Source organism: Streptomyces sp. NPDC087310 (genome assembly GCF_044744405.1).
Classification (GTDB): Bacteria; Actinomycetota; Actinomycetes; order Streptomycetales; family Streptomycetaceae; genus Streptomyces.
The window spans coordinates 182,358-206,881 of record NZ_JBIUYF010000008.1 but is presented as its reverse complement, the minus strand read 5'-3'; the positions used below and the strand labels follow the sequence as shown (position 1 = coordinate 206,881).

Here is a 24,524-nt window from a genome sequence, read left to right as displayed (position 1 = left end):
CTGAGACGGCGGCTCCAGGCGGGCAAGCAGGGACTGCTGGAAGCGGAGGATGCCTGGTGTTGGGTGTGGCCGAAGGCAGGGATCCGTAGTAACTCGCTGATCGAGTCTGCCGCCGCAGGCGCGGGACTTTCGTTTCTGCGTTGAGGTGTCGATCGTCCACCGGCATTGCGCTGGGTGCAGGGTGTGATCGTTGGCCCGCTCAATCAGGCGCCCTGATATGACGCGCGGCTGCCCACAGTGCGGGCAGCTTGCTTCCAGATAGGTCTGGTGTTCCACGCAGCTGAAGACAAAGGGCAGGTGCCAAAGCTTGCGCCAGGGGCCGCCGTGGAGTTGTTGGGCCGGGGTGCAGTCGCCCGCCAGGCAGGTGGGGCAATACCGTGGGGAGCCGACGAAGAGCCAAGGGTCCGGCCTCTTCGGTCCCGGCCCGGGCACGGACGACCAGGCGATGGGGGGATACCGGTCTCGCCACTGTGTCAGTGTTAGTGCCGACACTTCCTCGGCTGTCTGGCGGGTCAGTCGGGCAAATCCTTGTGCCTCCGGCCCGGTGAGATTCAGCAGCAGACTGCCTGGGATGTGAGTAGCTTGGACGCGATCGGTCCAGCCCGCCGCACGGATCAGTTGCAGAGGCGGGAGGCTGAGGCGATGCCCTAGCCGAAGCAGGTAGCTGACAAGGGACTCTCCTGAGGCAGGTTCGAGACTCCGCGGCAGTGGATGCATCGTGGCTTCGCCCGTCAGGCGCCTGTGCGGGCGGCTGGGCCAGCGTCATCGAAGACGGTGTTCCGAGGGCGCTTCGCCGGCGTGGTCTTCTTGTCAGCGGTCGGCGGGGCGGCCGGGATCACGGGCTCGTCCGGCGCCTGTTCGGGCGCGTCCCGTCGGAGCGTGATCTCGTCCAGCAGGCTTTCGTCGATCAGTTCTTTCCCGGACTCCATGGCCTCTTGAGCACCGTCTTCGAGCAGGCGCCCCAGCAGGCCGATGACACCGCCGGTGCGGCGCATCAAATACTCCGGCATGGCGCCGCCGGTGAGCATGCCCCCCTTCGCGTTGAGAAGCCGCAGGTGCTGCTCGATTCCCTCCAGATGATCGACGAAGGCCTGGATTTGCTTCGGGGTGGTGTAGCGGAAGCGGTCGATCTCGATGAGCTCGAAGCGGTGCTCGGTCTGGGTGATCTCCAAGCCGTGGATGCAAGTCGACTCCAGCTGCGCCAATTCCCATTGCCGGGTCTTCTTGTTCCACGTGGCCTCGCGAAGCAGCCCGGTGCCGGGGATGTTGACGCCGGTCAGGATCAGGGTGACGTCCAGGCTCATGAAGGCCCGCATCAAGTCGAGGACGTCCTGATCGTCGGCTCTGTGCATTCGTAGCCGACTGATGTCGTCCAGGATCAGCGCTTTGACGCCGTGGTCGTGGAGGGAATCGGCGACCTGCCGTACCAGTTCCGGCAGCGTGGCCGACTTGCGTGTCTGGGCCCGGAAGAAGCCCAGGATCGATGCGCAAAGGCTCTTCGGGGTCGCGGTCACCGGGGTCGAGACATAGAGGACGGGAGCATGTAGGTCCCGAGTGCCCGGCACAGCCCCAGGGTTGAGAGAGCTGTGCAGTTCCAGCCACTGGTCTTCGAAGACGGCCGCGGATGAGCAGACAGACGCGGTCTTTCCGTAGTTGCCCCAGCCGCTGATCATGACGCCGGCGCGTGTTGGGTCGTTCTTCTTCCTCGTGTTGCCGCTCAACCGGCGCCGGATCAGCCTGCCGACCTTGTCGTGCATGGGGGTGTCCTGCAGCGGGAGGTTCGCGTTCGTCAGCTCTCGGTAGAGGTCGTAGTCGTACTGGCGGCTCCCGGAAAGCATTGACCACTGCTTCGGCGAGATTACGGATGCAGGGACGAGCAGATCGCAGTGGGTGCGGTAGTGCTGCCAGCCGGCGTAGGTGTCAAGGGATGGGCGGCTGCCCAGGATCAACTCGGCGATCCTGGCTCGTGAAGGCAGGCCCTCCACCGAATTGTCGTGAGAGAGAGCTTGGGTCACGTGTCGTCCTCCTGGACAGTTGTGTCGGCTTCCGCGCCGTCGGGAGGCGGGAGCCGGAACATGCGGCGCCGGTTCAGGGCTGCGTGCAGCGTTGCTGGAGCGGCGGGCCTGGTGCCGGCGAGTGCTTCTTCGCGTCGCCGACGGCGGTCGGCGTCGACCGCGTGGTCGATCGTGCGAGCGTGCTCGGCCCAGGCCCCAGGCATCTCGGCCGGAGCTTGCTCGTCTGCGGGGGGCAGTGCGGCGGGGCGGTCGGCCGCCGCGGCCTGTGCTCGGGTGATCTCGCGGGCCTGGGCGACGCGCTGCTTCTTTCCGGCCTTCTTCTTGGCCTGGCTGGGCCACTGGTCAACGGGGGTGACCGAGCCGAGGATCCCGAGCAGGTGCTCCAGGAGCTCACTCTCCGAGTGGATCCTGATGTTGTTCGCCTTGACGTGTGCCAGAAGGGCGCCTGCGGTCTTGTCTGAGAAAGCGGGGATCTCTCCGTCGGGAGGCAGTCCTCGCCAGCGCAGGATGTGCCAGGTCTCATGGTCGGCGTCGTCCTGGAGGAACACCTGCCGGCGGTCCCTTCGGTCGCTGCGGACCACCCATTGGCGCGCGTGCTTGCCGCCTCGGGCAGAGGGCTGCTGGAAACGCGGCTCGTCGAGGACCGGGTCGTGATACCAAAGCCCGAGGATCTTCACTCCCCGCCGGGGATGGATCTTCACGTGGTGCTTGCGCAGGACGTTGTAGTAGAAGCTCGGTTCGGGGAAGTCCAGGTCGAATCCACCCTGTTCCATCGCCGCGGCGAACAGCGTGTTTGGGCTGTGATCTTCGCCCGGTGCCCAACTCGGGGCGTATTCGCCGAGTTTGCGGTTCTGCCAGATCTGGACGATCCAGGTCGCGATGATGTGCTCGGCCTGTGCGAGCGTGAGGCCCGCATCGCGTTCCGGGTCGGCCCCGCGGTCCGCGACATCACCGCCGGTGAAACCCAGCAGGTGCTCGAAGAGCATGGTCTGGACGGTGAGGAACTGGCGCTCGACCGCGAACTTGTCGGTCTGGCGCAGGACGCGGGCAGGAAGGATCCGGCAGCCGATCTCCCGCTCGGCCTCCACCAGGTCGTGGTTCTTGTAGGGGCCGCCATGGTCCGTGGTAACCGTCTCCGGGGCGAAGAACGGCAGAGCGGCGACCCGGTGCCCGGTGAACTCGGCGATAACGTCGGCCGGAACCCCGGCGTAGGGCCCTTCCATGTCCTCACCCCAGCCGTCCCGCATCGGAAGCGGCAGCATTACGTCCCGCAGCAGCATCGCGACATCGACCGAGGTGTCGGACTGCAGCGTCAGCCGGAAGGCCGGCAGCCCGTGAGTGTAGAGGTCGAGCGCGAGGGTGAGCGTCGCGGTGACCGCGTCGCCGAACACGGTCTCGCGCAGCTTCACCGGTATCGGGGTCGAGTCCAGCACCAGAACCTGGCCCGGCCGGTGGACCACCATCCGGCCGGAGACTCCGGCCTCCGCGGCTGCCTCGGCGGTCCGTCCGTAGCGAGGCCGGGCTCCGCCGGGCCCGAACCACTCCTCCCAGACGGTCGCGAACGTCCAGCGGGAAGGGATCTTCTTGGTCGGGAAGGTCGGGAACCGCTCGCGCATGTACTGGTGCATCAACCGGTGTCTGGCGGCCCAGCTCAGGCTGGCGCGTTCGCGGCACTCGGCCTTGACGGCGAAGATCGCCTCCCGGACCTCTTCGGTGATGCTGCGGTGCCCGCTGCGTCGCCGTGTCCAGCGCCCGTCGGCGCAGGCCAACAGGAGACTGTCACCCGACAGTCCCGACAGACGCATCAGTGTCCGGTAGCTGAGGTGCTGCAGGCCGAGCCGGACCGCTTCCGGGCGGGGCATCGCCTTCATCTCCGCAGCCTTCGCGTAGCGGCGCTGGGTCAGCGTCGTGAGGTCCGGGTTGTAGGCAGGCCGGGGCTCACCTGGCACGGCCCGAGCCGGGTGGCCCTCCCGGAACCCCGTCTCGGCTTCCAGCACGTGCGCAGCCCTCAACCGGGCCCGCTCCAGCTGGTCCTTTGTCAGGTCGGCCAGGGTCCTCGGCTGCTGGGCGACTGGCGACGGGTGCCCCGACGCTTCGGCTTCCGGCAAGAGCCGCAGGTCGGGATGGTTGAGGAGCCAGCGGAACGAGCGGGTCTCCGTGCGGCCGTCGTCATCCGTAAGGACGAGCCGACCGTACTGACCGTGGACGTCTTCGATTGTCCACTCGACGCCGTTGAGCGCGACCCGCCTTCCCGGCGCGATCTGCAAGAAGCCCATGGTTGCCATCACACCGCCCAGATCAGCGAGCTGTCCCGCAAAGGACTGCCCAGGTCAACGCCGAGCTCGCGTTGCCAGAGCAGCCGGACGATGTGCGCCCGGCCAACGGACGGCACGCTGGTCGAGTCCGCCAGCTCGCAGAACGGCATCACCCGTTCCTGTTGACCGCCTATAGCGGTGAGCAGCTGGTCCCGTATGCCGAGCAGGTCCCTGGCCGGCCGCCGGCGCGAAGACAGGTGATCAAGGACGCTCCAGACATGCGGGCGCCAGCCCGCGATCACCGAGTACCGCCAGCCGCAGGCGGCAGCCACTTCCCTGGCCGCCGCGAACTTCAGCGCGTCCTCTTCCTTGATCAGCTCCATCGGCCGGACGTCCAGCAGCCACATCCCGCCGTCGATCACGGCCAGGAAGTCCGGGATGTGCCATGCCTGCCCGCCCGTATGCTCGAAGTCCAGCCGGAACGGCTGCGACAGCACCTCCGATGCCCTCAAGAAGTCCAGCGCGACCAGCAGCCGCATCTCCTCCAGCGACTCGAAGCCGTGCGTCCTGCCCGTTGACGCCATCACCTCAAGCCCGGGGCGGTGCCGCTGCTTCGCCCGCCACGTGAACCCCCGCATCGGGCGGGACGACAGCACCGGTACGTGAGCCATATCCCGGATTGGCCAGCAGACCGTGCCCTTGCTCACCTGCCATGTCGAGCTCCACCGACGTACCCAGTCATCCCCGAGCCTCAGCCGATCCCGTAGCCCGACGTCCCCGTCGTACGCCACTACAAGTTGGTTTAGATGACTTGCATCCGACGGGATCTTCGCAATCGTTGCCTCGCCCACTCACCCAGAGCAGCACCACTCGACCGGCCATGCGCACGCTTCTTCGGTACTGACTGCAACGCAGCGTTACGGGAGCAAGCGTGACCGAGAATTGTAGTTGGCGAATCATGGCCTGAGATGAGCTGGTTAGAGGGCATGGACAATTCCATGATGTCGCGCAGGTCGTGCCTGGCGGTCGGCCGAAGTCCAGGCCCCTGCCACGGTGCTCGAAGGGCCAGGCCGCCAGCACCGGCTCGATCAACTCCCAGCGAGCATCAAACAGACCACTCGGATACGCGCGACGTTTCGTCATCGCGTCGGCGTACCCGCTGAACTGGGGCGTGCGCCTCCGCCCCGCGGAGGCGCAAAGCTGGGATTGTTTGCCGGCCTTGTGTTCAGGCCTTCAGGAGGGACTCGAGTTTTTAGTGTTCGACCTCTGGTAGGGAGCCGGGGGCGGCGACGGCTTGGACCGCGCTGCTCACGTCGTGGCTAGATTGAATCGCATGAACACCGCGCCGACTGCCGCCGCACCGGTCTACTGCTGGGCGATGGCCGCGCGAATCCGGTGGTCGACGCGGAAGTCGTGCGCCAGGTGGCCGAAGTGCGTCACGCACTCCGAGTGCTGTCGCAGCATCGCCGCCACCGAGCTGGCGGCGTCCCCGCTCAGGGTCGTCCACCAGGAGAAGCCATCGGCCTGGCCGCTCTGGTCGTCTAGGAGAGGGATCCATTCGAACGCGCCACCGCAGCACGCTTCCAGGAGATCGAGCTCCCTCGCCCAGGCCGCCTCCTTGGCGATACCGGCCAGCCACCTGACGGTGGCGCCGAGTTCCTCGGAACCGTGGGAGACGTCCGAACCGAAGAGCGTCGCCATCGCGGACACGACCTCGACCGCACGAGCGGCGTCGGCCAACAGATCCGCCATGATCGAGGCGAGGGGGACCTTGATCAGCACGTCGAAGTAGAGAGCCGCGTCGTCGGGATGCGTAGCGGCCAGCGTCAGGAGGTCCGACCCCGCACCCGTCGACCCGGCGAACAGTTCCCGCTGGAGGTGCTCGCCGCGTAGCGCAACGGGCTCCGCCGGCTCGTCCAGCTCTTGCGCGACGAAATTGAGGAAGGCGGACACCGTGGCCGGGCGTCGCTCCGGGTCCCTTTGGGTCGCCTCCCGGACGATCGCACGCCAGGGGCCCGATTTGGGGAGCAACGGGACGTTCACGAGGGGCATCTCGCCCGTGACGGCCCATCCGATGAGCTGTCCCAGGCTGTAGATATCGGCGGTGGGGCCCACGTGGTGGGCGTCGTTGTAGTGCTCAGGGGCCGCGAAACCCTCGGAGCCGAGGAAGACCCCCACGCGGGTGCGCTGCGGATCGGTGGTCTGGCCCAGGGGCCGCCGCACGATCCCCCAGTCCGCCAGGACCCAGCGGCCCTTCAGGCGCAGGACGTTGGCCGGCTTGATGTCCCGGTGGATCCATCCCTCACGGTGCGCCACCGCGAGGACCGAGCAGAGGGATTCCAGCAGCTCCCGCAGGGCCGCATCATCGGAGAATTCCTCCCGGCAGCTCTCGGCGGTGGCCTCCGCGTACGGCATGACGAACCAGGTGTACTTGGGATCGAAGTCCAGGATCGGCATCGCGTGCGGGTTCCCGATCAGGCTGCGCCCGAATTCGATCTCTCGCTTCATGCGGGCAACTTGACGGCCGGGCGGGTACTTGTCCTTAAGCTTCTTGAGGATGACGACCTTGCCGCTGGGCTTGTGCACCGCCTTGAAGACGTCTGCCTGGCCGCCGTCGGCGAGGGGTAGCCGTTCACACGCGTAGTCCTTGCGCTCGCCCCGTCTGGAGGGGCTGAGCAGCTCTCCGGTGCGTGGCGCGACCAGCGGCTTGCCAGCGATCTCCTCCAGTTCCCCAGCTTCCGAGAAAAGGGTGATCCGGTCACTCGTGTGAGCGATGGCATCCGCGAGGCTCGCCGAAGCCGGCGGGTTCGCGTCTACTGGCCGCCGGGGAGCGACGACGTTCTGGAAGACCTCTGCGGGATCGAACCCCTCGGCGAGGTACTGAAGCACCTCGCGCTGGTCCTCGGGCAGCAGTGGCTGGAAGGCGTCGAACTGCGCCCTGTCCGTGATGGTGCGGATGGCCTCCAGGGTCTGGCCGTCGATGCCCAGCGCTGAGAGGTCGGTGGCGGAGAACCGAGCGAAGAGAGTCATGGGAGCGTGGGAGGCTGGCCGCGAAGTGACCAGCCGCTCCATGGCCGCGACGTCCCGCACCTCCAGGCTTCCCATCGCGGAGTTCACGGAGACGAGTCGGGTGGCGGCCCACTGCAGGGCCTCGTCGTGTGGCAGCACCTTGAGGAGGAGAAAGGTCTCACTTCCGTCGTCGGGCGCGAGGAGCACGCCCCGCCAGAAGGCCGTGATGCGTATCGTCCTCATCCGCGGATCACGGGCCATGCGCGCGACGGACAACCCCAGCCCCTTGTCCGCGTACAGCTCGGCCACCGTCAGCGACTGGAACTTGGCCATTGCCTTGCGAACCCCGGCCCGGACGGGCTTGTCCAGATGCTCGTAGTCGGTCCAGAAGGTGTGCACGACGGCGAGCTGCGGCAAGGCTAAGTCTCCTACGCGAGAGGCTGGTTGTCCGGCTCCTCAGCGTATCGCCCGGGCGTCGCCCGGAGGCCGTTCGTCCCCTCCGGGCGCGCGTACGTCCGCCCCTTCCATGCCGGGCCCCGGCCCCGGTAGTGCAGCACCACCGAGTCCACTGTCATCACGAGATATAGGAACGCGGTGAACGGCAGCAGCGGAGCGATCCACAGCGGCTGACGGTAGTAGCGGAGCATCGGCACCTCCATCACCGCCCAAGCCGTCACCGCGTTCCCGCTCTGGACGCTGGCTACCAAGGCCGCCGGTGGCGCCAGATAGACGAACACGAGACCCGCGATGTTCTGAGCGCATCCCGCCTGCTTCATCACGAACGCCGAGTTCGACACCCTCCGCGCCATCGATGAACGCTTCACCGAGCAGCTCAAGAGCAACGGCGTCGAGGTAGAACAGGTCACAGCCCTCGGGGTGCTGCATGGACACTTTCCCGTGACAGGCTTCGACGCTGCTTACCTGACTATCAATCAGATGACTGCGAGACTCTGCTCCGCAGCCAGCAAGAAGGCGTAGAGGCCGCCCTTCCCTGATCACGCGCGTCAAACCCCGGACCTCGGTGTCCAGGCCGCCGAGAGATGTCGAACCCCGGGCTGTGGATGAGCATGAGGCGAACGAGGACGGGGTCGACGGAGTTGAATCCGGAAGGAGTGTCAGTGGGTAGCAGTACCGTCGGAGCATGACTGCATGGCCGCCAATTGATCGTGACGATCTTCGCAAGGCGCGTGGTGACGCGGGCTTCGATACCGTCCTCCCGCTGCTGATCCGGCGCTTGATAGCCGAGACCGCAAGCGGCTTGGAATCGCTGGACATGCCCGGCGGCTCCGGCACTGCCGTCGGCGGTTTCGACGGCATCGTCACTGCGTCGGGACCGTCGGCGTTCGTGCCCGAGGGAACTTCGGTGTGGGAGTTGTCTGTTGGCGGCGGCAACAGCAAGGCCGAGGATGACTACGAGAAGAGGATCAAAGGTCCGAAGGGGCTCGCGACCCAAGACGTGACCTACGTGGAAGTCGTCCTCGACACGTGGAGAGATGCCCGAACCTGGTCCGCGCGCCACACCGAGGACGGTCGGTGGCGGGAGGTACGCGGGTACAACCTCGACGGGATCGACCTCTAGTTGGAGCAAGCGCCCGCCACCACGGCATGGCTTGCTGACCGGCTGGGGAAGGCGCAGCCGGGCGTGCGGTCTCTGGAATCGTGGTGGACTGACATCTGGCTCCGATCGACGCGCATCCCACTGGACCGGGTGGTGGTGCTGGCAGGAAGAGAGAAGGCAGCCGCCGACTTCAGTGCCCTGCTCTCCACTGGGCGGTCGGTGATCACGCTGGGCGGCGATCTGCGCCCCGACGAAGTCTGCGCCTTCGTTGCCGCTGCCCTAGAACAGGAAGGCATCCTGGGGGCCACTCAGGTGGGGGCGAGGGTCCTGTTCGTTTCCGACAAGCACGGTATCGAGCAACTGGTCACGCAGCGCCAGCCCTTGATTTTGGTCCTCGCGGATCCGGCCCTCGCACGGGACATTCCACAGCAGCAGCCTCACCAGCTCGTGTGGGCGGCGATGCCCGGCGCCCCATGCAACGTGAAGGTGCCCAGGCTCCACAGCCAGGTCATCGAGTCCCTGCTGCTCTCCAACGGCATGCCGAGTGAGCGTGCGGCCCGGCTCGGCGCGCTCGGTCGCCGCAGCCTGCTCGCGCTGCGGCGAGCCCTGGCCCACCACCCGGAGCCACTCACACCGGAACGGGCCTCGACTCTCGATGTGGTCCGCCGACGGCTGCTCCTGCTGAATTCCTGGAACGGGGACAATCGGGAAGACCGCCGTGTGGTTGGACAGTGCTCGGGACTTGAATACGAAGGGTTGCAGGAGCGGGCCCGGGAGTTTGCTGCCGGTTCCGACATCCCTTTCCTCGGCCACCAGGAAGGCATCTGGCACGTGCTCGCCGCCGAGGATGCTTGGGCCTTGCTCGGTACATCCCTCACCAGCGACGACCTCCAATTCTTCCGAACGGCAGTCTTGGAGGTACTGACTGAAACGGACCCAACCCTCGACCTAGACCGTGGCGAGCGGTGGAAGGCCGGCGTGATGGGCGTGAGACGGTCCTTCTCACACACCCTTCGCGCAGGGCTCGCCCAGTCGCTCGCCCTCCTGGGCACCCTGGGCGCGGACCTACGAGGCCCCGAAGGTGTCACGGGAGATCGATGGGCACGGCTGCTGGTTCGTGATCTGCTGAAGCAGGCCAACGCTGATGACACGTACAGCCTGTGGCGTTCCCTGGGCGATGTGCTCACCTTGCTGGCTGAGGCTGCTCCGGAGGAGTTCATAGAGACGTTGGGCGAGGGCCTTAGTGGCACCAAGCCTCTTCACGTTGCCATGTTCACCGACAACCAGCCTGACACCTTGGGGCTTGGATCCAGATCTCCACATACAGAGTTTCTGTGGTCTTTGGAGATCCTGGCATGGTCTCCGGAGCACTTCGACGACGCAGTCGACGTACTGACTGCGCTGGCTGTCTTGGACCCGGGCGGCCGGCTCTCGAATCGTCCCCTCGCGAGTCTGGTGGGGGTTCTCAGCGCGTGGGCTCCCAATACGACCGTCCACGCCGAGGACCGCATCAGAGTGATCCGACGGCTGGTGCGGAGGCAGCCGGCACTCGGCCGCAAGTTGCTCCTCCACCTCATTCCTGACAGCCACGCTGTGCAGATGAGCCATCCTGGTCCGCGTTTCCGTGACTGGAAAAGGGACAGCGTCGTCACCCCGCATGATCGATGGAGTGTTACCACCACCGTAGTCGACCTGCTCCTTGACGAACTCAACGCCGCCCCTGAGCTGTATGCCGACCTGATCGGCAAAATCGATGTTCTCCCTTCCAGACACCGCACTGAGGTCGCGCGACGGCTGACTGAGCTGGCCGGCGACCTGGAAGATGACGATCAGCGTGCGGTTTTCCACCGGGCACTGCGCGATCAGGTCGCCCGGCACCAGGAGTATGCGGACACCGCGTGGGCCCTTCCCGCGGACGAGCTTCGCCCCCTCCAAGCCGCGTGCGAAGCGCTTGAGCCTCGGAATCCGGTGAAGCGGTACGCATGGTTGTTCCAATCCGGCTGGATCACGCTTGGCGACATCAGGCGCCGTGACGACCTCGCTGCCTACGACGCGGAACTCCTCGCCAGGCGGGCCGCTGCGGTCGGGGAGACAGTCGCGAACGGAGGTTTGGCGGCTCTCGTCGAGCTTGCCTCCGCAACCGAGTTCGCCGACCTGGTGGGCATCGCTCTTGCAGAGCACTCCGAGGACCATGACCAGGAGTTGCTGTCGTGGCTTGAGGAGGACGCCTCACCAGCCAAGGAGGTCGCGGCTGGGTACATGCGCCGGCGCATGTGGACCCAGGGGAATGATCTCCGCGACAGGCTTCTTACTCTCACAGAGGTTCCGCATGTTCAGGCAGTGATCCTGCGGCTCGCCCCAGAACCAGCCGCCGCGTGGTCCAAGCTCGCTGAACTCAGTCCGGAAGTAGCAGAACATTATTGGCGTGAGTTCTCCTACTTCGGGCTCGGCTCCAACTTCCCGCGAGCGCTTGATGCGGCCCGGTCGCTGCTGGATGCAGGCCGTCCTGCAGCCGCGCTGGACCTGATCCTCCTCTACGACAGGGAAGGGGACACTCCAGAGGCCGCCGAGACTGTCGTCACCGGGCTTGAAAACCTCATCGCAGCTAGGTTGAGCGATCCTGAGATCGGGCGACTCAGTTCACGATTCCAGGATCTATTTGCGCTGCTGGCACGGCACTGCGAGCAGGTCGGGCGTCAACGCATCCTCAGTCTGGAGTGGCAACTCTTGCCTGCGCTCGGATTCGACGCTAAAGCTCCAATCCTCCACAAGACGCTGGTCGAGGACCCTGAGGCGTTCGCGGATTTGGTGACGTGGTCCTTCCGCCCCAGCACCACTTCCGAGGAAGATACGGTAGATGCCGTAGAACAGGAGAATAGACGCAATGTCGCGAACCATGCCTACCGAGCCCTTCACGCTTTGCGAACGTGTCCAGGACTTACGGCCGACGGAACCCTCGACCCGGTTGTACTGCGCACGTGGGTTATGGCGGCACGGGCGGAACTGGCTGCCAGGGATCGCGCCAGGGTAGGTGACGTGCAGATCGGTCAGGTCCTTGCTTTCGCCCCGCGCGACCAGGGCGACTTGCAGGTTCCGGAAGCTGTCCGAGACCTACTTGAAGAGATCAATAGCAGCGATCTCGAAAGAGGTCTCAGTATTGGTATCTACAACAAGCAAGGTGTGACCAGCCGGGGACTCCTGGATGGCGGAGTTCAAGAGACGGAGTTGGCCCGGTCCTTCCGGGAGCAGGCCGAACGCGCACGCGAGTGGCCGCGAACAAGGAAGTTGCTTAAGGGGCTTGCGGAGTCGTACGAAGCAGACGCTCGGCGGGAAGACCAAGAGGCAGAGCGACGCCATCAGGGCTTGGAGTAGGCCTTGCCACCAGGACCCGATGCGAAAGCGCAGGCCGACGCCGCTCATTGAGTGCGGCTATCAGCACGGTCGCTCTGCGGGAAAAACGAGCTTGTCGTACCTGGTGGCTACGGCCTGGTGGCGATCGATACCGCACTCAACCGCGTGCCGCTGCTTGTAGTCATCTGGACCGAAGGGTACAGATTCTGCTCGGCCACGCCGTCGCTACGTTACGCCGTGACTCTGACATGGCCTGATGCCAGGGGTTCATTTCGGGTTATCGGGATGCTGGCTAACCCAGGCCAAGCCCGATGGGTCGAGGTGACGTCGGGCGCGGGTGACGGCAACGTAGGCCAAGCGGGCTTCCGCCTCATCGATGGCTCCCGGAATGGGGCGCCCAGAGGCATCGATGTCGTCAGTGTCGGGCGGTGGGGTGAAGTCGGGGGCGATGCGTACCCGGGCCCACTCCCGGCCCTTGGCTTTGTGCACGGTGGAGACGGTGACCTGGGCGTGGTCTTCAGGAACAAGTCGGCCAACGGCTAGGAGGATCGCCTCTGGGCCGTGTTCGTCGACCAGGTTCGCGAATGGCTGCAGGTCGCTGCCAGCGGGGTCGTGCTCGGCGTAGTCACGCAAGGCTGCCCAGGTGGTGAACAGCACGAGTTCGGGGTGGTGGGTGCGCCGGCCTTGAATGAGGTCGTGGGCAGCCTGAGCGAGGCCTCGCAACGACGCGCCCCCTCCGACCAGTGCTGGAAGGACGCCTTCCTTCAAGAGATTGAGAATCTCACTGATCGCCCCGATGTTGGTGCGGCACAAGACCGCATCGGGGTGGCCGAGTTGTGGGCCGACCGAGGTGGAGATGTCGGCGGATCCGGTGAGCTGGATCGGGGCCTTGCTGATCGTGAGCCAGCGGTTGGCTTCGTCGGCGAGGTCAGGACCGAAGCGGAATGAGCGGGTGAGGGTGAGGTGACGGGCGTCGAAGTCAGCCATCACGTCACGGGCACCGCGCCAGCCGTAGATCGCCTGGGCCGAGTCGCCGACCATCACGATCTGCGAGCGCTCTTGCTGCGCGAGGACGATCTGCTCGACCACGCTGTTGGTGTCCTGGGCTTCATCCAACAAGAGGTAGTCGCCGTTCAGGACGGGGTCTGTCAGGGCCCACATTTTCAGGTAGTGGTCGTGTTCGAAGCGCACTGTACCTGCCTGGGGGGACTGTAGGTCCGCCCAAGCTTTCATCGCGTACGGAAGGATGAGATCGGCTAGTTCCGCATGAGCCTCTTCAGTCTCAAGGCCCCGTAGACGTGGAACGTGATGGTGGGCCAGTTCCCGGTCGGCGGACTGGCAATAGCGTGCCACCGCCCGCAGGCTCGTGTTGGACAGGGTTGACGGGGGTAGATCCTGGCCTTGGATACGGGCGGGGGCGTGTAGCCCCAGATCCTGTCCGACCTGCCAGCCAGGCCTGCGCGGGCTGTTGAGACGGTCCCGGTAGCGGTAGCCGAGGGCGGCATAAGCCAGGGAGTGAGCAGTCTTACAAGCCACGGTCGCGGGGAACCGACTGGCGGCGTCCAACGCGATGGCACGGTTGAAGGCGATATAGCGGCCGCGGCGACCAGGCGCCTGCTCCGCGAGGAAGGCCAGCGTAGAGGTTTTGCCAGTACCCGCTCCGGCCTGGATAGCGAGCGGTTCACCACTGGTGAATGCCTCAGCAGCGGCAGACTGTTCTTCGGTGGGGGCGAAAGACATGGATGAGCTCTCCGGAAGGGGTAGCAGCCCACTCGTCGGAGCGGGCGAACCGTGGAGACCTGCCTTGAAGCAGGTGCCGGAGTAAAAGTGCCAACAGACACGCTCATCAGCCGCGCACGCGCCGCACTATCCCCTCGATGCGGTGATGACTGCGCGACAACCGACCGAATCTGGAACTGACGTACGAGACGGCAATCCCTTTCGAGTGCCGTCGATCGCTGTAGGTCAGCTCGCTGAGCCAGGCGGATCGTGAGGGGCGCACAGCGGATCGAGGAGCTCGCCCAACGGAACGGAGAAGGCGTGGGCAAGGGCGTGCCAGGTAGCTAGTGAGCCGACAGTGCGACCCTGTTCGATCTCGATCAGAGTGCGGCGGGATAGGCCACTGTGGGCGGCAAGTTGGTCATAACTCCAGCCCTGCTCCGCGCGCCGACGGGCGAGGGACTGCCGCAGTGCCGTCGGGTCGGGATCCGGCGGCGGGGAGATCATCACCCGACCATCCGACGGTGCAGACCACTGCCCTGGCAGTGTAGACCTCTGCCCTATTTGTGCGGGTATCGAGGCGTCCCCGCCAGGGCATAGGTCTGCACTACCGTGTCCGCGCTCCGGGCCGCCATTGACGGGGGACTCGGCTTCGTCGAATACGGCTTGGAGGGACCGATGAACACCGCCCTGCCTTCACGTGCTTGGACGCTGAGAATCAGCAGTCCAGCTGGGCGGCCAGTGCTCACGTGCAGCGCCTGCTTGCTCCGAGGACCGGCTGCGGTAGGCGTCAGCGTTCAGGCGATTCGTCAGCATCTTGCCCGTCACTTGCAGCAGGTCCAGCTGCCACCGCACCTGCGTACCTGCCAGTGTCGCGAAAAGTGCTGCGCATGGCACCGGCGCGTGGGGCCGTGTGCCGGTCCGCTGCGGCTACTGCTCATCCGTGCGGACCAGGGGCGAACTTGGCATCTTGCTGATACGTGCGGTGCCTGCGCCATGGCCATTCCTCAAGCAGCTACCGTCCCTGAGCCTGCTGCTCCGAGGGTCGTGTTCGCTAGTCGGTCGATTTCGGTAGATGTCCCATCGGTGGAGCATCCCAATGAGTCTGGTGAGTGGGTGGAGGAGCACTGACGTCGGACGGGGCTGCCCTCGGTCGACTACTGAGGCCCTGGAGCGGTTGTCGTCGGCGCAGCATTCCCGTAGATCGGTGACAGGCTTAGTCGATCCTGTAGCCCGGCGTCCCTGTGATTGAGACTGAGCAGCCGATCTGGCGGACTGAGCACATGACCTGGCGGAGCTGGGCAGGCAGATTTTGCCGGTCAGGGCGTTACCGCTGTTGTCGCCGACGACCATGGCGATGTGGGACATGAGGGTGGTGTCTGTGGCGCCATGCCAGTGCGCAACCGCGTTGACAGCGAACCCGGTCGTTTCTACGGGATGGTGAGCAGGATGCGGCCGTGGCCAGCGCCGGCGTCGACGTGGTCGTGGGCTTTGGCGATGTCGTCCAGCGGGTAGCGGTCGCGGACGTCGACGGTGAGGGCGCCGACGGCGGCTGCGGAGGTGAGGTCGCGGGCGGCCTGACGCTTGGCCTCGGCAGGGAAGTCGTCGCTGCCGAGCAGTCGCAGGGTGACGTTGTTGAACAGCAGGGGCCAGAAGGGGATCTCGGTGCGGTCCGCGCGGGTGGCGTAGGCGGCGATGACGGCCTCGTTGGCGGCGACGGCGTTGTCGAGGTCGGCGTTCTCGGACAGCGCGACCTCGACGATGCGGTCGACGCCCCGTGGCGCGTACGAGCGGATGGCCGCTGCGGGGTCGCCGGTGTCCAGGGCGACGGCGTGGGCGGCGACGGCCGGGTCGACGTGGTCGAGGTCCGTGGTTCGGCGGACGGTGGCGATCACGGTGGCGCCGGCCCAGTGGGCGAGCTGGGCGGCCAGTGAGCCGACGCCGCCGAGAACTCCGTGGACCAGGACCAGCTGGCCGTCGACCGGGCCGTCGGCGAAGACGGTGCGGTGGGCGGTGATACCGGAGATGCCGAGGCTCGCGCCCAGCTCGTCGCTGAGGTGGTCGGGTAGCGGGACGGCCAGATCCGCAGGGACGACGGTGTACTGGGCGGCCGTGCCGAAGGGGCGGTAGGACTGGGCCCCGTACACCCAGACTCGTTGCCCGACGCGGCGGGCGTCGACTCCGGCGCCCACGGTGTCGATGACTCCGGCGGCGTCGCTGTGCGGGATCACCCGCGGGAAGGGCATGGACGAGCCGAGCCAGCCGCGCCGCTTCTTGGTGTCGCCGGGGTTGACGCCCGAGACGGTGATGCGGACGCGGACCTCGCCGGGGCCGGGGACGGGATCAGGGAGTTCACCGACGTGCAGGACATCGGCGGCGGGTCCCTGGTCGTCGTACCAGGAAGCAAGCAAGGGGGTACCTCCGTGGACAGTCAGCTCGCGGGAGCGGCGGGCGCATGCGGATCGCTCTCGGTGCATCCGGTGTCGAATGCGGGCGGTTCCTCCCCGAGGGTCTCGCGCAGCCAGGTCCGTTCGGCGCGACTGGTGGCGCGGGCGGTGAGCAGCATGCCCCGCCGGTAGGGGTCGGCGACCTCCTCGGCACGCAGGGGCCGCTCGTTGTCGTAGAAGAAGCTCGCCGGTTCTTCCAGGAACTCCAGCCGTCTGCGCAGCACCGCGTGCCGTTCGGCCACGTCGGGCAGGTGGGAGAGGAATGCCAGGACGACGTAGAACCGGGTGAAGTCGGTGATCTCGTGGTCGGCGGGCTTGCGCAGGCCCTGAAGCATTTCGGCCCGCCCGGCCGCGGTCGGGCTGAGCACGTACCGGGCCGCCCCCGCGGCCGGGTCGGCGCGCCGCACGATCAAACCCGCCCTGGTCAGACGATTGATCGCCGGATACAGGCTGCCGTCACTGACCGGCCGCGTATAGCCGGTCAGCTGTGAGATGCGGCGGCGCAGCTCGTGTCCAGGCAGGGGTCCCTCGGCGAGGAAGCCGAGTATCGCGAGTTCCAGCATGAGTCCATCTTCGCACGCGAACATCGAATCGATGTGGACATCGATTCGATATTACGCTCGCAGGTACCCGCCCAAACGTCTCTGGAGAGGCACAGCAAGATGCCATCGCAGTCCACCGAGTCAGTGATGAACCGTTTCGTCGAGTTCATCAACACGGGCAACGAGGATCTCGCCCGCGAGGTCATTTCTCCGGACGCGGTGTTCCATGCACCCAGCCACCCGGAACCGCTGCGGGGGCCCGATGGGTACATGGAAGTCCTCGGGATGATGCGCAGCGCCTTCCCGGACGTCCAGTGGACGCTGGAGGAGACGGTCACCGAAGGTGAAACGGTCGCCGCGCGGTTCACCATGCGGGGAACTCACGACGGTGAATTCTTCGGGATCCCGGCGAGCGGCAACAAGATCTCGGCGCAGGCCATGAACTTCTACTATCTGGCCGACGGCCGGATCGTCGGCGAACGGGGGCAGCCCGACCTCCTTGGGGTGATGCAGCAGATCGGTGCCGTACCGGGGCCGTGAGCCCAGTCGCGCTGGGTACCTTTTCGCGCGCTCCGGCACAGCGGAGCCATCTCTCACTGGCGTGGCTTCACGTGAAGACCGCGCAGTGGAGAGACGGGGCCGCCGCCCTGCCCGGCATCTGAGCTGATCGGACCCGCCAGGTCAGATGCTCAGCCGCCAGATCGGCTGCACAGTCACAGTGATGCGCCATGACGGTCTGGCCCAGATAGCTTGAATTCGATGGGATCGTCGCCTCGCTCAGCCGGAGTGGCATCGCTTGGCCAACGGTGAGGAGGCTTCTTCGGTATCGGCCGCAACGCAGCGTTACGAGACCGAGAGGTGCCAACTAGCGTGCTCCGTGTGCCAACTAAAACTCTCGGTCACAATGGACACCTGCCCCCGCGGGACATCTCATTGCATAAAACTGCATCGCTACGTATAGTCATGCCATCACTGAGGAGGGCTTTTCGATGGCTGTACGTGCAGCGGTGGCAGGGGCGAGCGGATACGCGGGCGGGGAACTGCTCCGTCTGCTCCTCACCCACCCCGGGATCGAGATCGGGGCCCTCACCGGCAACTCCAACGCGGGACAGCGGCTCGGCGGGCTCCAGCCGCATCTGCTTCCCCTGGCCGAGCGTGTCCTCGCACCCACCACCGCCGAGGTGCTCGCGGGTCACGAGGTGGTCTTCCTCGCGCTTCCGCACGGGCAGTCGGCGGCCGTCGCCGAGCAGCTCGGCGACGAGGTCCTCGTCATCGACATGGGCGCCGACTTCCGGCTGAAGGACGCCGCCGACTGGGAGCGGTTCTACGGCTCCGCGCACGCCGGGACCTGGCCCTACGGCCTCCCGGAGCTGCCGGGCGCCCGCGCCGCGCTGGAGGGGTCCAAGCGCGTCGCGGTGCCCGGCTGCTACCCCACGGCCGTCTCGCTCGCGCTCTTCCCCGCGTACGCCGCCGGACTCGTGGAGCCCGAGGCCGTGATCACCGCCGCCTCGGGCACCTCGGGCGCCGGCAAGGCCGCCAAGCCGCATCTGCTCGGCTCCGAGGTCATGGGCTCCATGACCCCGTACGGCGTCGGCGGCGGCCACCGGCACACCCCCGAGATGATCCAGAACCTCAGCGCCGCCGCGGGCGAGCGGGTCACCGTCTCCTTCACGCCCACCCTCGCGCCCATGCCGCGCGGCATCCTCGCCACCTGCTCCGCCAGAGCGAGGCCCGGCACCACCGCCCAGGACGTGCACGACGCGTACGAGAAGGCGTACGCCGACGAGCCCTTCGTACACCTGCTCCCCGAGGGCCGGTGGCCCGCCACCGCCTCCGTGTACGGCTCCAACGCCACCCAGCTCCAGGTCGCGTACGACGAGGCCGCGGGACGCGTCATCGCCGTCAGCGCCATCGACAACCTCACCAAGGGCACCGCCGGCGGCGCGGTGCAGAGCATGAACATCGCCCTCGGACTCCCCGAGTCCACCGGACTGACCACGATCGGAGTGGCACCGTGAGCGTCACCGCAGCGAAGGGATTCACGGCGGCGGGCATCGCCGCCGGGATCAAGGAGAACGGCGGACCCGACCTGGCCCTCGTGGTCAACAACGGTCCGCGCCGCGCCGCCGCGGGCGTCTTCACCTCCAACCGCGTCAAGGCCGCCCCCGTCCTCTGGTCCGAGCAGGTCCTCAAGGGCGGCACCGTCTCCGCCGTCGTCCTCAACTCCGGCGGCGCCAACGCCTGTACGGGACCCCAGGGCTTCCAGGACACCCACGCCACCGCCGAGCACGCCGCCGAGGTCCTGGGCGGCCACAGCGCCGGGGAGATCGCCGTCGCCTCGACCGGTCTGATCGGGCTGCTGCTGCCCATGGACAAGCTGCTGCCCGGCATCGGGGCGGCGGCCGGGGCCCTCTCCGAGCACGGCGGCGAGAAGGCCGCCATCGCCATCAAGACCACCGACACCGTCCACAAGACGGCGGTCGCCGGCGGCGAGGGCTGGACCGTCGGCGGCATGGCCAAGGGCGCGGGCATGCTCGCCCCCGGCCTCGCCACCATGCTCGTCGTCCTCACCACCGACGCCGATGTCGAGACGGCCGCGCTGGACACCGCGCTGCGCGCCGCCACCCGTACCACCTTCGACCGGGTCGACTCCGACGGCTGCATGTCCACCAACGACACCGTGCTGCTGCTCGCCTCCGGCGCCTCCGGGGTCACCCCCGGGTACGACGCGTTCGCTGAGGCCGTCCGTACGGTCTGCGCCGATCTGGCCCGGCAGCTCATCGGGGACGCGGAGGGCGCCTCCAAGGACATCCGCATCGAGGTGATCAACGCCGCGACCGAGGACGACGCCGTCGAGGTGGGCCGCTCCATCGCCCGTAACAACCTCCTCAAGTGCGCCATCCACGGCGAGGACCCCAACTGGGGCCGGGTGCTCTCCGCGATCGGCACGACCGGCGCCGCCTTCGAGCCCGACCGGCTCAACGTGGCCATCAACGACGTCTGGGTCTGCAAGAACGGCTCCGTCGGCGAGGACCGCGACCTGGTCGACATGCGCTACCGCGAGGTCCGTATCACCGCGGACCTGTCCGCCGGTACGGACACGGCCGTCATCTGGGCCAACGACCTCACCGCCGAGTACGTCCACGAGAACAGCGCGTACAGCTCATGAGCACCCGCAAGCACACCGCGCTGCCCAAGGCGCAGATCCTCATCGAGGCGCTGCCCTGGCTCACCCGGCACAACGGGAAGATCGTCGTCATCAAGTTCGGCGGCAACGCCATGGTCGACGAGGACCTGAAGGCCGCCTTCGCCCAGGACGTCGTCTTCCTGCGGCAGTCGGGGCTCAGGCCGGTCGTCGTGCACGGCGGCGGCCCCCAGATCAGCGCCCAGCTCGACCGGCACGGCCTGGTCAGCGAGTTCAAGGCCGGGCTGCGCGTCACCACGCCCGAGGCGATGGACGTCGTACGGATGGTCCTCGCCGGGCAGGTGCAGCGCGAGCTGGTCGGGCTGCTCAACCAGCACGGCCCGCTCGCCGTCGGCATGACCGGCGAGGACGCGCACACCATCTCCGCCGTCCAGCACCGGCCGCTGATCGACGGCGAACCGGTCGACATCGGCCGGGTCGGTGAGATCACCGCGATCGACACCGGCGCCATCGAGGCGCTGCTCGGCGACGGCCGGATCCCGGTCATCTCCTCCGTGGCGCGCGGCGCCGACGACGGCCAGGTCTACAACGTCAACGCGGACACCGCCGCCGCCGCGCTGGCCGCCGCGCTCGGCGCCGAGACGCTGATGGTCCTCACCGACGTGGAGGGCCTGTACGAGGACTGGCCGAACAGCGACGACGTGATCAGCAGGCTCACCGCCACCGAGTTGGAGACCCTGCTGCCCGAGCTGTCCAGCGGCATGGTGCCCAAGATGGAAGGGTGCCTGTTCGCCGTACGCAACGGCGTCACCACGGCACGCGTGCTCGACGGCAGGGTCCCGCACTCGATCCTGCTGGAGATCTTCACCGACGAGGGAATCGGCACCATGGTCGTGCCCGACGCGCGGGACAACGGAACGACGACCACCGAGGGAAGGGGAGCGAAGTGACCGGCAACCAGGAGCTGACCCGGCGCTGGCAGGGCGTCATGGCCGACAACTACGGAACGCCGGGACTCTCCCTCGTCCGCGGTGAGGGCGCCCGGGTCTGGGACGCCGACGGCACCGCGTACACCGACTTCGTCGGCGGCATCGCGGTGAACGCGCTCGGCCACGGACACCCCGCGGTCGTGGAGGCCGTCTCCCGCCAGATCGCCGCCCTCGGCCATGTCTCCAACCTCTACGTCGCCGAGCCGCCCGTCGCCCTCGCCGAGCGGCTGATTCAGCTCTCAGGACGCCCGGGACGGGTCTTCTTCTGCAACTCCGGCGCCGAGGCCAACGAGGCCGCCTTCAAGATCGGCCGGCTGACGGGCCGCCCCCACATGGTCGCCACCGACGGCGGCTTCCACGGCCGGACGATGGGCGCCCTCGCGCTCACCGGCCAGCCCGCGAAGCAGACCCCCTTCCTCCCGCTGCCCGGCGAGGTCACCCACGTGCCGTACGGAGACGCCGACGCCCTGCGCGCCGCCGTCACCGAACGGACGGCGTTCGTGATCATCGAGCCGATCCAGGGCGAGAACGGCGTGGTCGTCCCGCCCAAGGGCTATCTGGAGGCCGCCCGGGAGATCACCCGCGCCACCGGCACCCTGCTGGTCCTGGACGAGGTGCAGACGGGTATCGGGCGGACCGGCGGCTGGTTCGAGCACCAGGCGCACCAGGGCGTCGAGCCCGATGTCGTCACCCTCGCCAAGGGCCTCGGCGGCGGACTGCCGCTCGGCGCGGCCCTCGCCTTCGGGGACGCCGCCGACCTGCTCAAGCCCGGCCAGCACGGTACGACGTTCGGCGGCAACCCGGTCGCCTGCGCCGCCGGACTCGCCGTGCTCGACACGCTCGCCGCCGACGGACGCCTCGACCAGGTGAAGCGGCTCGGCGAGAAACTGCGCGACGGGGTCGAGGGTCTGGGCCACCCGCTCGTCTCCCATGTCCGCGGCTCGGGACTGCTGCTGGGTATCGTGCTCACCGGGCCGCTCGCGCCGACGGTGCAACAGGCGGCCCAGGGTGCCGGTTTCCTGGTGAACGCCCCCGCCCCCGACGTCGTACGTCTGATGCCTCCCCTGATCATCGGCGACAGCGAGGTGGACGCGTTCCTGGAAGCCCTGCCGGGCATCCTCGACGACGCGCACGGGGACGGATGATCCTGAGAAATGAGACGACGACGATGACCGACGCCCAGGAAGCAGAGCACGGCGGGCCGTCCGTGCCGCAGACCAGAACAGCCCGCCACCGCCGGATCGTCGACATCCTCAACCGGCAGCCGGTGCGCTCCCAGAGCCAACTGGCGAAACTGCTCGCGGACGACGGGCTGAGCGTCACACAGGCGACGCTCTCCCGCGACCTGGACGAACTGGGCGCCGTCAAGATCCGTAACACCAACGGCGAACTGATCTACGCGGTCCCCAGCGAGGGCGGCTTCCGCACCCCGCACGCCCCGCTGGGGGGATCGGCGAAGGAGGAGCGGATGCGCCGCCTCGCCGGTGAACTCCTCATCTCCGCCGAGGCATCCGCCAACCTCGTGGTCCTGCGTACGCCTCCGGGCGCGGCCCAGTTCCTCGCCTCCGCCATCGACCAGGCCGAACTGAGCGACATCCTGGGCACGATCGCGGGCGACGACACCCTGATGCTGATCAGCCGCGACCCGGCCGGCGGCCAAGCGCTGGCGGACCACCTGCTGAAGCTGGCGCAGAACGACCGCTGAGCGCCGCGGGTCTCACCCTCCAACGTCTCACTCTCCAACGGCCGTACGGGCGGCCCGGGTTGTCCCCCGGGCCGCCCGTACGACGCTTCGGCGGCCCCGTACGACGCTTCGGCGCCGCCGCTCAGACCCCCACCGTCGCGACATGCCGGTGGAAGCCGCTCGTCGCCCAGGTGTCGCCGTACGGGGTGACCGCGAAGCCCTCGGTGCCCGGCAGGGACTCCAGCCACTCCCTCGCCCGGTCGCCCATCGCGTACGCGGCCGTCGCCCGGGTGTCCGCCACCGTCACGCCCTCCTGGCAGGCCACGGTGACCGAGGCAAGGCCGCCCGCCGGGGCCTCGCCCGTGTGCGGGTCCAGGACGTGGCAGCCGCGCTCCGCCGGGCCCGAGGTGGCCACGCCCAGGCCCTGGTGGGTCTCCACCACCGTGGCCAGTTCACCGGGGTGCAGCGGGTCGGCGATGCCCACCCGCCAGGGGCCGCCCACCAGTTGGATGTCGCCGCCGCCGTTGAGGCAGACCGAGGCCGCCCCGGACGAGGCGATCATCCGGGCCGCCCGCTCCACCGCCCAGCCCTTCACCAGCCCCGTCGGGTCGACACCGCCCGCATAGCCGGGGGTGAACCAGCCGCCGCTCTCGCGCTCGGCCTCCGCGCACAGGTCGAGCACCTCCACGACCTCCGTCAGACAACCCGAGAGCGTCAGCTCACCCCGGTTCAGCCGCGAGATCTGGCTGTCGGGGCGGTACGTCGAGAAGATCTCGTCCGCCCGGTGCAGCGAGGCCACCGCCGCCTGAAGCCCCGCTCGTACCCGCGGCCGGTCCCGTACCCCACGGATGTCGAACGAGAAGACCGTGCCCATCGACTCCTCGACATGGCGCAGCCGCACCCCTTCGGGCGCCATCAGAGGCCCGCCTTGTCGAGCGCGCTCTGGAGCGAATCCTGGTAGCCCTTGCTGGTGTAGCTGGCGCCGGACACGGCGTCGACCTGTGCGCTCTGCGCGGTGACCGCCGCCTGGTTCAGCTTCGGTACGGCACCGGCGGTGATCGACTTGCTGCGCGCGTCCGCGGAGGGAGCCTGGACCGCGTCGGACGCGGTGACCCTCCCGTCGGCGACGGTGATCTGGACCTGGACCGTGCCGTACTGGGTGTCGACCGGGTTGCCGAGGACGGTCTTCGGGGCGGTGGGCGCCCCTCCCGTAGCCGCGCCGGTGTCGGCGCCCGCGTCCGCACCCGCGTCCGCGCCGGTACCCGCTCCGGTGTCCGCGCCCGCGCCGGGGCCGCTCGCGTCGGCCGAGCCGCTGCCCGCGCCCCCGCCCGTGGAGCCCGTGGCGCCCGCACCGCCCGTGGCGCCCGCACCCGCCTTGTCCAGGGCGCTCTGGAGCGATTCCTGGTAGCCCTTGCTGGTGTAGCTGGCGCCCGTCACGGCGTCGATCTGCGCGCTCTGCGCCGCGACCGCCGCCTGGTTCAGCTTCGGTACGGCGTCGGCCGTGATCGACTTGCTGCGCGCGTCGGCGCCCGGTGCCTGCACCGCCTCGGCCTGGGTGATCTTCCCGCCGGCCATGGTGAGCCGCACCTGCACCGGCCCGTACTGGGTGTTCACGGCGTCCCCGAGCAGTGGCTGTGCGCCCGTGGCGCCCGCCGCCCCCGCCGACGCGCCGGCGGCCGCGCCGGGCGGCGCCGTCGCCCCGACCACCGAGGACCCGCCGGGCTGCTTCAGCGCGAGCAGCAGCACTATGCCCGACGCGGTCGCGGCGACACCGATCATGATCCGCCGTAGCGGATGCTTCCTCTTCACC

Annotated in this window: 18 protein-coding genes and 3 pseudogenes; 8 read left to right on the top strand and 13 right to left on the bottom strand. The window is 67.9% G+C overall.

Annotated elements, in window-relative coordinates:
• Positions 1-267: 267 nt before the first annotated feature.
• The 7 genes and pseudogenes from ACIO3P_RS29520 to ACIO3P_RS29490 form a co-directional block, all read right to left on the bottom strand.
• Positions 268-717 (bottom strand): annotated as a pseudogene (locus ACIO3P_RS29520) (TniQ family protein); the annotation flags it as partial.
• A 14-nt stretch (positions 718-731) separates the two neighbouring features.
• On the bottom strand, positions 732-2,015 hold the full coding sequence (locus tag ACIO3P_RS29515) for a TniB family NTP-binding protein (RefSeq protein ID WP_401854324.1): 1,284 nt from the start codon (positions 2,013-2,015) through the stop codon (positions 732-734).
• Positions 2,012-4,300, bottom strand: a complete 2,289-nt coding sequence (locus ACIO3P_RS29510) for a transposase (RefSeq protein WP_401854327.1) — start codon at positions 4,298-4,300, stop codon at positions 2,012-2,014. The genes ACIO3P_RS29515 and ACIO3P_RS29510 overlap by 4 nt, the downstream gene beginning before the upstream one ends.
• A complete protein-coding gene (locus tag ACIO3P_RS29505; protein ID WP_329824416.1) occupies positions 4,300-4,941 on the bottom strand; it encodes a TnsA-like heteromeric transposase endonuclease subunit in 642 nt (213 codons plus the stop codon). The genes ACIO3P_RS29510 and ACIO3P_RS29505 overlap by 1 nt, the downstream gene beginning before the upstream one ends.
• A 323-nt stretch (positions 4,942-5,264) precedes the next feature.
• A pseudogene (locus ACIO3P_RS29500) lies at positions 5,265-5,413 on the bottom strand (IS5/IS1182 family transposase); the annotation flags it as partial.
• Positions 5,414-5,635: 222 nt separating this feature from the next.
• A complete protein-coding gene (locus tag ACIO3P_RS29495; RefSeq protein ID WP_401854329.1) occupies positions 5,636-7,696 on the bottom strand; it encodes a serine/threonine-protein kinase in 2,061 nt (686 codons plus the stop codon).
• Between the two features lie 11 nt (positions 7,697-7,707).
• Positions 7,708-8,082 (bottom strand): annotated as a pseudogene (locus ACIO3P_RS29490) (hypothetical protein); the annotation flags it as partial.
• Positions 8,083-8,420: 338 nt separating this feature from the next.
• Between ACIO3P_RS29490 and ACIO3P_RS29485 the strand changes: the two are divergent.
• Positions 8,421-8,858: a hypothetical protein gene (locus ACIO3P_RS29485; RefSeq protein WP_401854332.1), complete on the top strand. Its 438-nt coding sequence runs from the start codon at positions 8,421-8,423 to the stop codon at positions 8,856-8,858.
• Positions 8,859-12,209 carry a hypothetical protein gene (locus ACIO3P_RS29480; protein ID WP_401854334.1) on the top strand — a complete coding sequence of 1,117 codons (3,351 nt, stop codon included), beginning with the start codon at positions 8,859-8,861 and terminating at the stop codon, positions 12,207-12,209.
• A gap of 246 nt (positions 12,210-12,455) precedes the next feature.
• On the opposite strand, the gene ACIO3P_RS29475 is transcribed toward ACIO3P_RS29480, so the two are convergent.
• The 4 genes from ACIO3P_RS29475 to ACIO3P_RS29460 form a co-directional block, all read right to left on the bottom strand.
• Positions 12,456-13,928 carry a UvrD-helicase domain-containing protein gene (locus ACIO3P_RS29475; protein ID WP_401854337.1) on the bottom strand — a complete coding sequence of 491 codons (1,473 nt, stop codon included), beginning with the start codon at positions 13,926-13,928 and terminating at the stop codon, positions 12,456-12,458.
• A gap of 225 nt (positions 13,929-14,153) precedes the next feature.
• Positions 14,154-14,414 carry a helix-turn-helix transcriptional regulator gene (locus ACIO3P_RS29470; protein ID WP_316735422.1) on the bottom strand — a complete coding sequence of 87 codons (261 nt, stop codon included), beginning with the start codon at positions 14,412-14,414 and terminating at the stop codon, positions 14,154-14,156.
• Between the two features lie 923 nt (positions 14,415-15,337).
• On the bottom strand, positions 15,338-16,318 hold the full coding sequence (locus tag ACIO3P_RS29465; protein ID WP_401854339.1) for an NADPH:quinone reductase: 981 nt from the start codon (positions 16,316-16,318) through the stop codon (positions 15,338-15,340).
• 20 nt (positions 16,319-16,338) lie between these two features.
• Positions 16,339-16,917: a PadR family transcriptional regulator gene (locus ACIO3P_RS29460; protein ID WP_401854341.1), complete on the bottom strand. Its 579-nt coding sequence runs from the start codon at positions 16,915-16,917 to the stop codon at positions 16,339-16,341.
• A gap of 126 nt (positions 16,918-17,043) precedes the next feature.
• On the opposite strand from ACIO3P_RS29460, the gene ACIO3P_RS29455 reads away from it, so the two are divergent.
• The 6 genes from ACIO3P_RS29455 (at position 17,044) to ACIO3P_RS29430 (ending at position 22,735) form a co-directional block, all read left to right on the top strand.
• Positions 17,044-17,436 carry an ester cyclase gene (locus tag ACIO3P_RS29455; protein ID WP_401854344.1) on the top strand — a complete coding sequence of 131 codons (393 nt, stop codon included), beginning with the start codon at positions 17,044-17,046 and terminating at the stop codon, positions 17,434-17,436.
• Positions 17,437-17,885: 449 nt separating this feature from the next.
• Entirely contained in the window at positions 17,886-18,914 is a 1,029-nt protein-coding gene (gene argC, locus ACIO3P_RS29450) for an N-acetyl-gamma-glutamyl-phosphate reductase (protein WP_401854346.1), read from the top strand.
• Positions 18,911-20,065 (top strand): bifunctional glutamate N-acetyltransferase/amino-acid acetyltransferase ArgJ, encoded by a 1,155-nt coding sequence (gene argJ, locus ACIO3P_RS29445; protein WP_329824411.1) that lies wholly within the window; start codon positions 18,911-18,913, stop codon positions 20,063-20,065. The genes argC and argJ overlap by 4 nt, the downstream gene beginning before the upstream one ends.
• Positions 20,062-20,991 carry an acetylglutamate kinase gene (gene argB / locus ACIO3P_RS29440; RefSeq protein WP_329824410.1) on the top strand — a complete coding sequence of 310 codons (930 nt, stop codon included), beginning with the start codon at positions 20,062-20,064 and terminating at the stop codon, positions 20,989-20,991. The genes argJ and argB overlap by 4 nt, the downstream gene beginning before the upstream one ends.
• Positions 20,988-22,175 carry an acetylornithine transaminase gene (locus ACIO3P_RS29435; RefSeq protein ID WP_329824409.1) on the top strand — a complete coding sequence of 396 codons (1,188 nt, stop codon included), beginning with the start codon at positions 20,988-20,990 and terminating at the stop codon, positions 22,173-22,175. Before argB ends, ACIO3P_RS29435 begins: the two co-directional genes overlap by 4 nt.
• A 23-nt stretch (positions 22,176-22,198) precedes the next feature.
• Entirely contained in the window at positions 22,199-22,735 is a 537-nt protein-coding gene (locus ACIO3P_RS29430; protein ID WP_329824408.1) for an arginine repressor, read from the top strand.
• A gap of 121 nt (positions 22,736-22,856) precedes the next feature.
• Here the strand turns inward: ACIO3P_RS29430 and ACIO3P_RS29425 are convergent, their stop codons facing one another.
• Together ACIO3P_RS29425 and ACIO3P_RS29420 are read right to left on the bottom strand one after the other, a co-directional pair.
• Positions 22,857-23,630 (bottom strand): FAD:protein FMN transferase, encoded by a 774-nt coding sequence (locus tag ACIO3P_RS29425; protein WP_401854349.1) that lies wholly within the window; start codon positions 23,628-23,630, stop codon positions 22,857-22,859.
• Positions 23,630-24,523 carry an FMN-binding protein gene (locus tag ACIO3P_RS29420; protein WP_401854351.1) on the bottom strand — a complete coding sequence of 298 codons (894 nt, stop codon included), beginning with the start codon at positions 24,521-24,523 and terminating at the stop codon, positions 23,630-23,632. The genes ACIO3P_RS29425 and ACIO3P_RS29420 overlap by 1 nt, the downstream gene beginning before the upstream one ends.
• Position 24,524 lies beyond the last annotated feature (1 nt).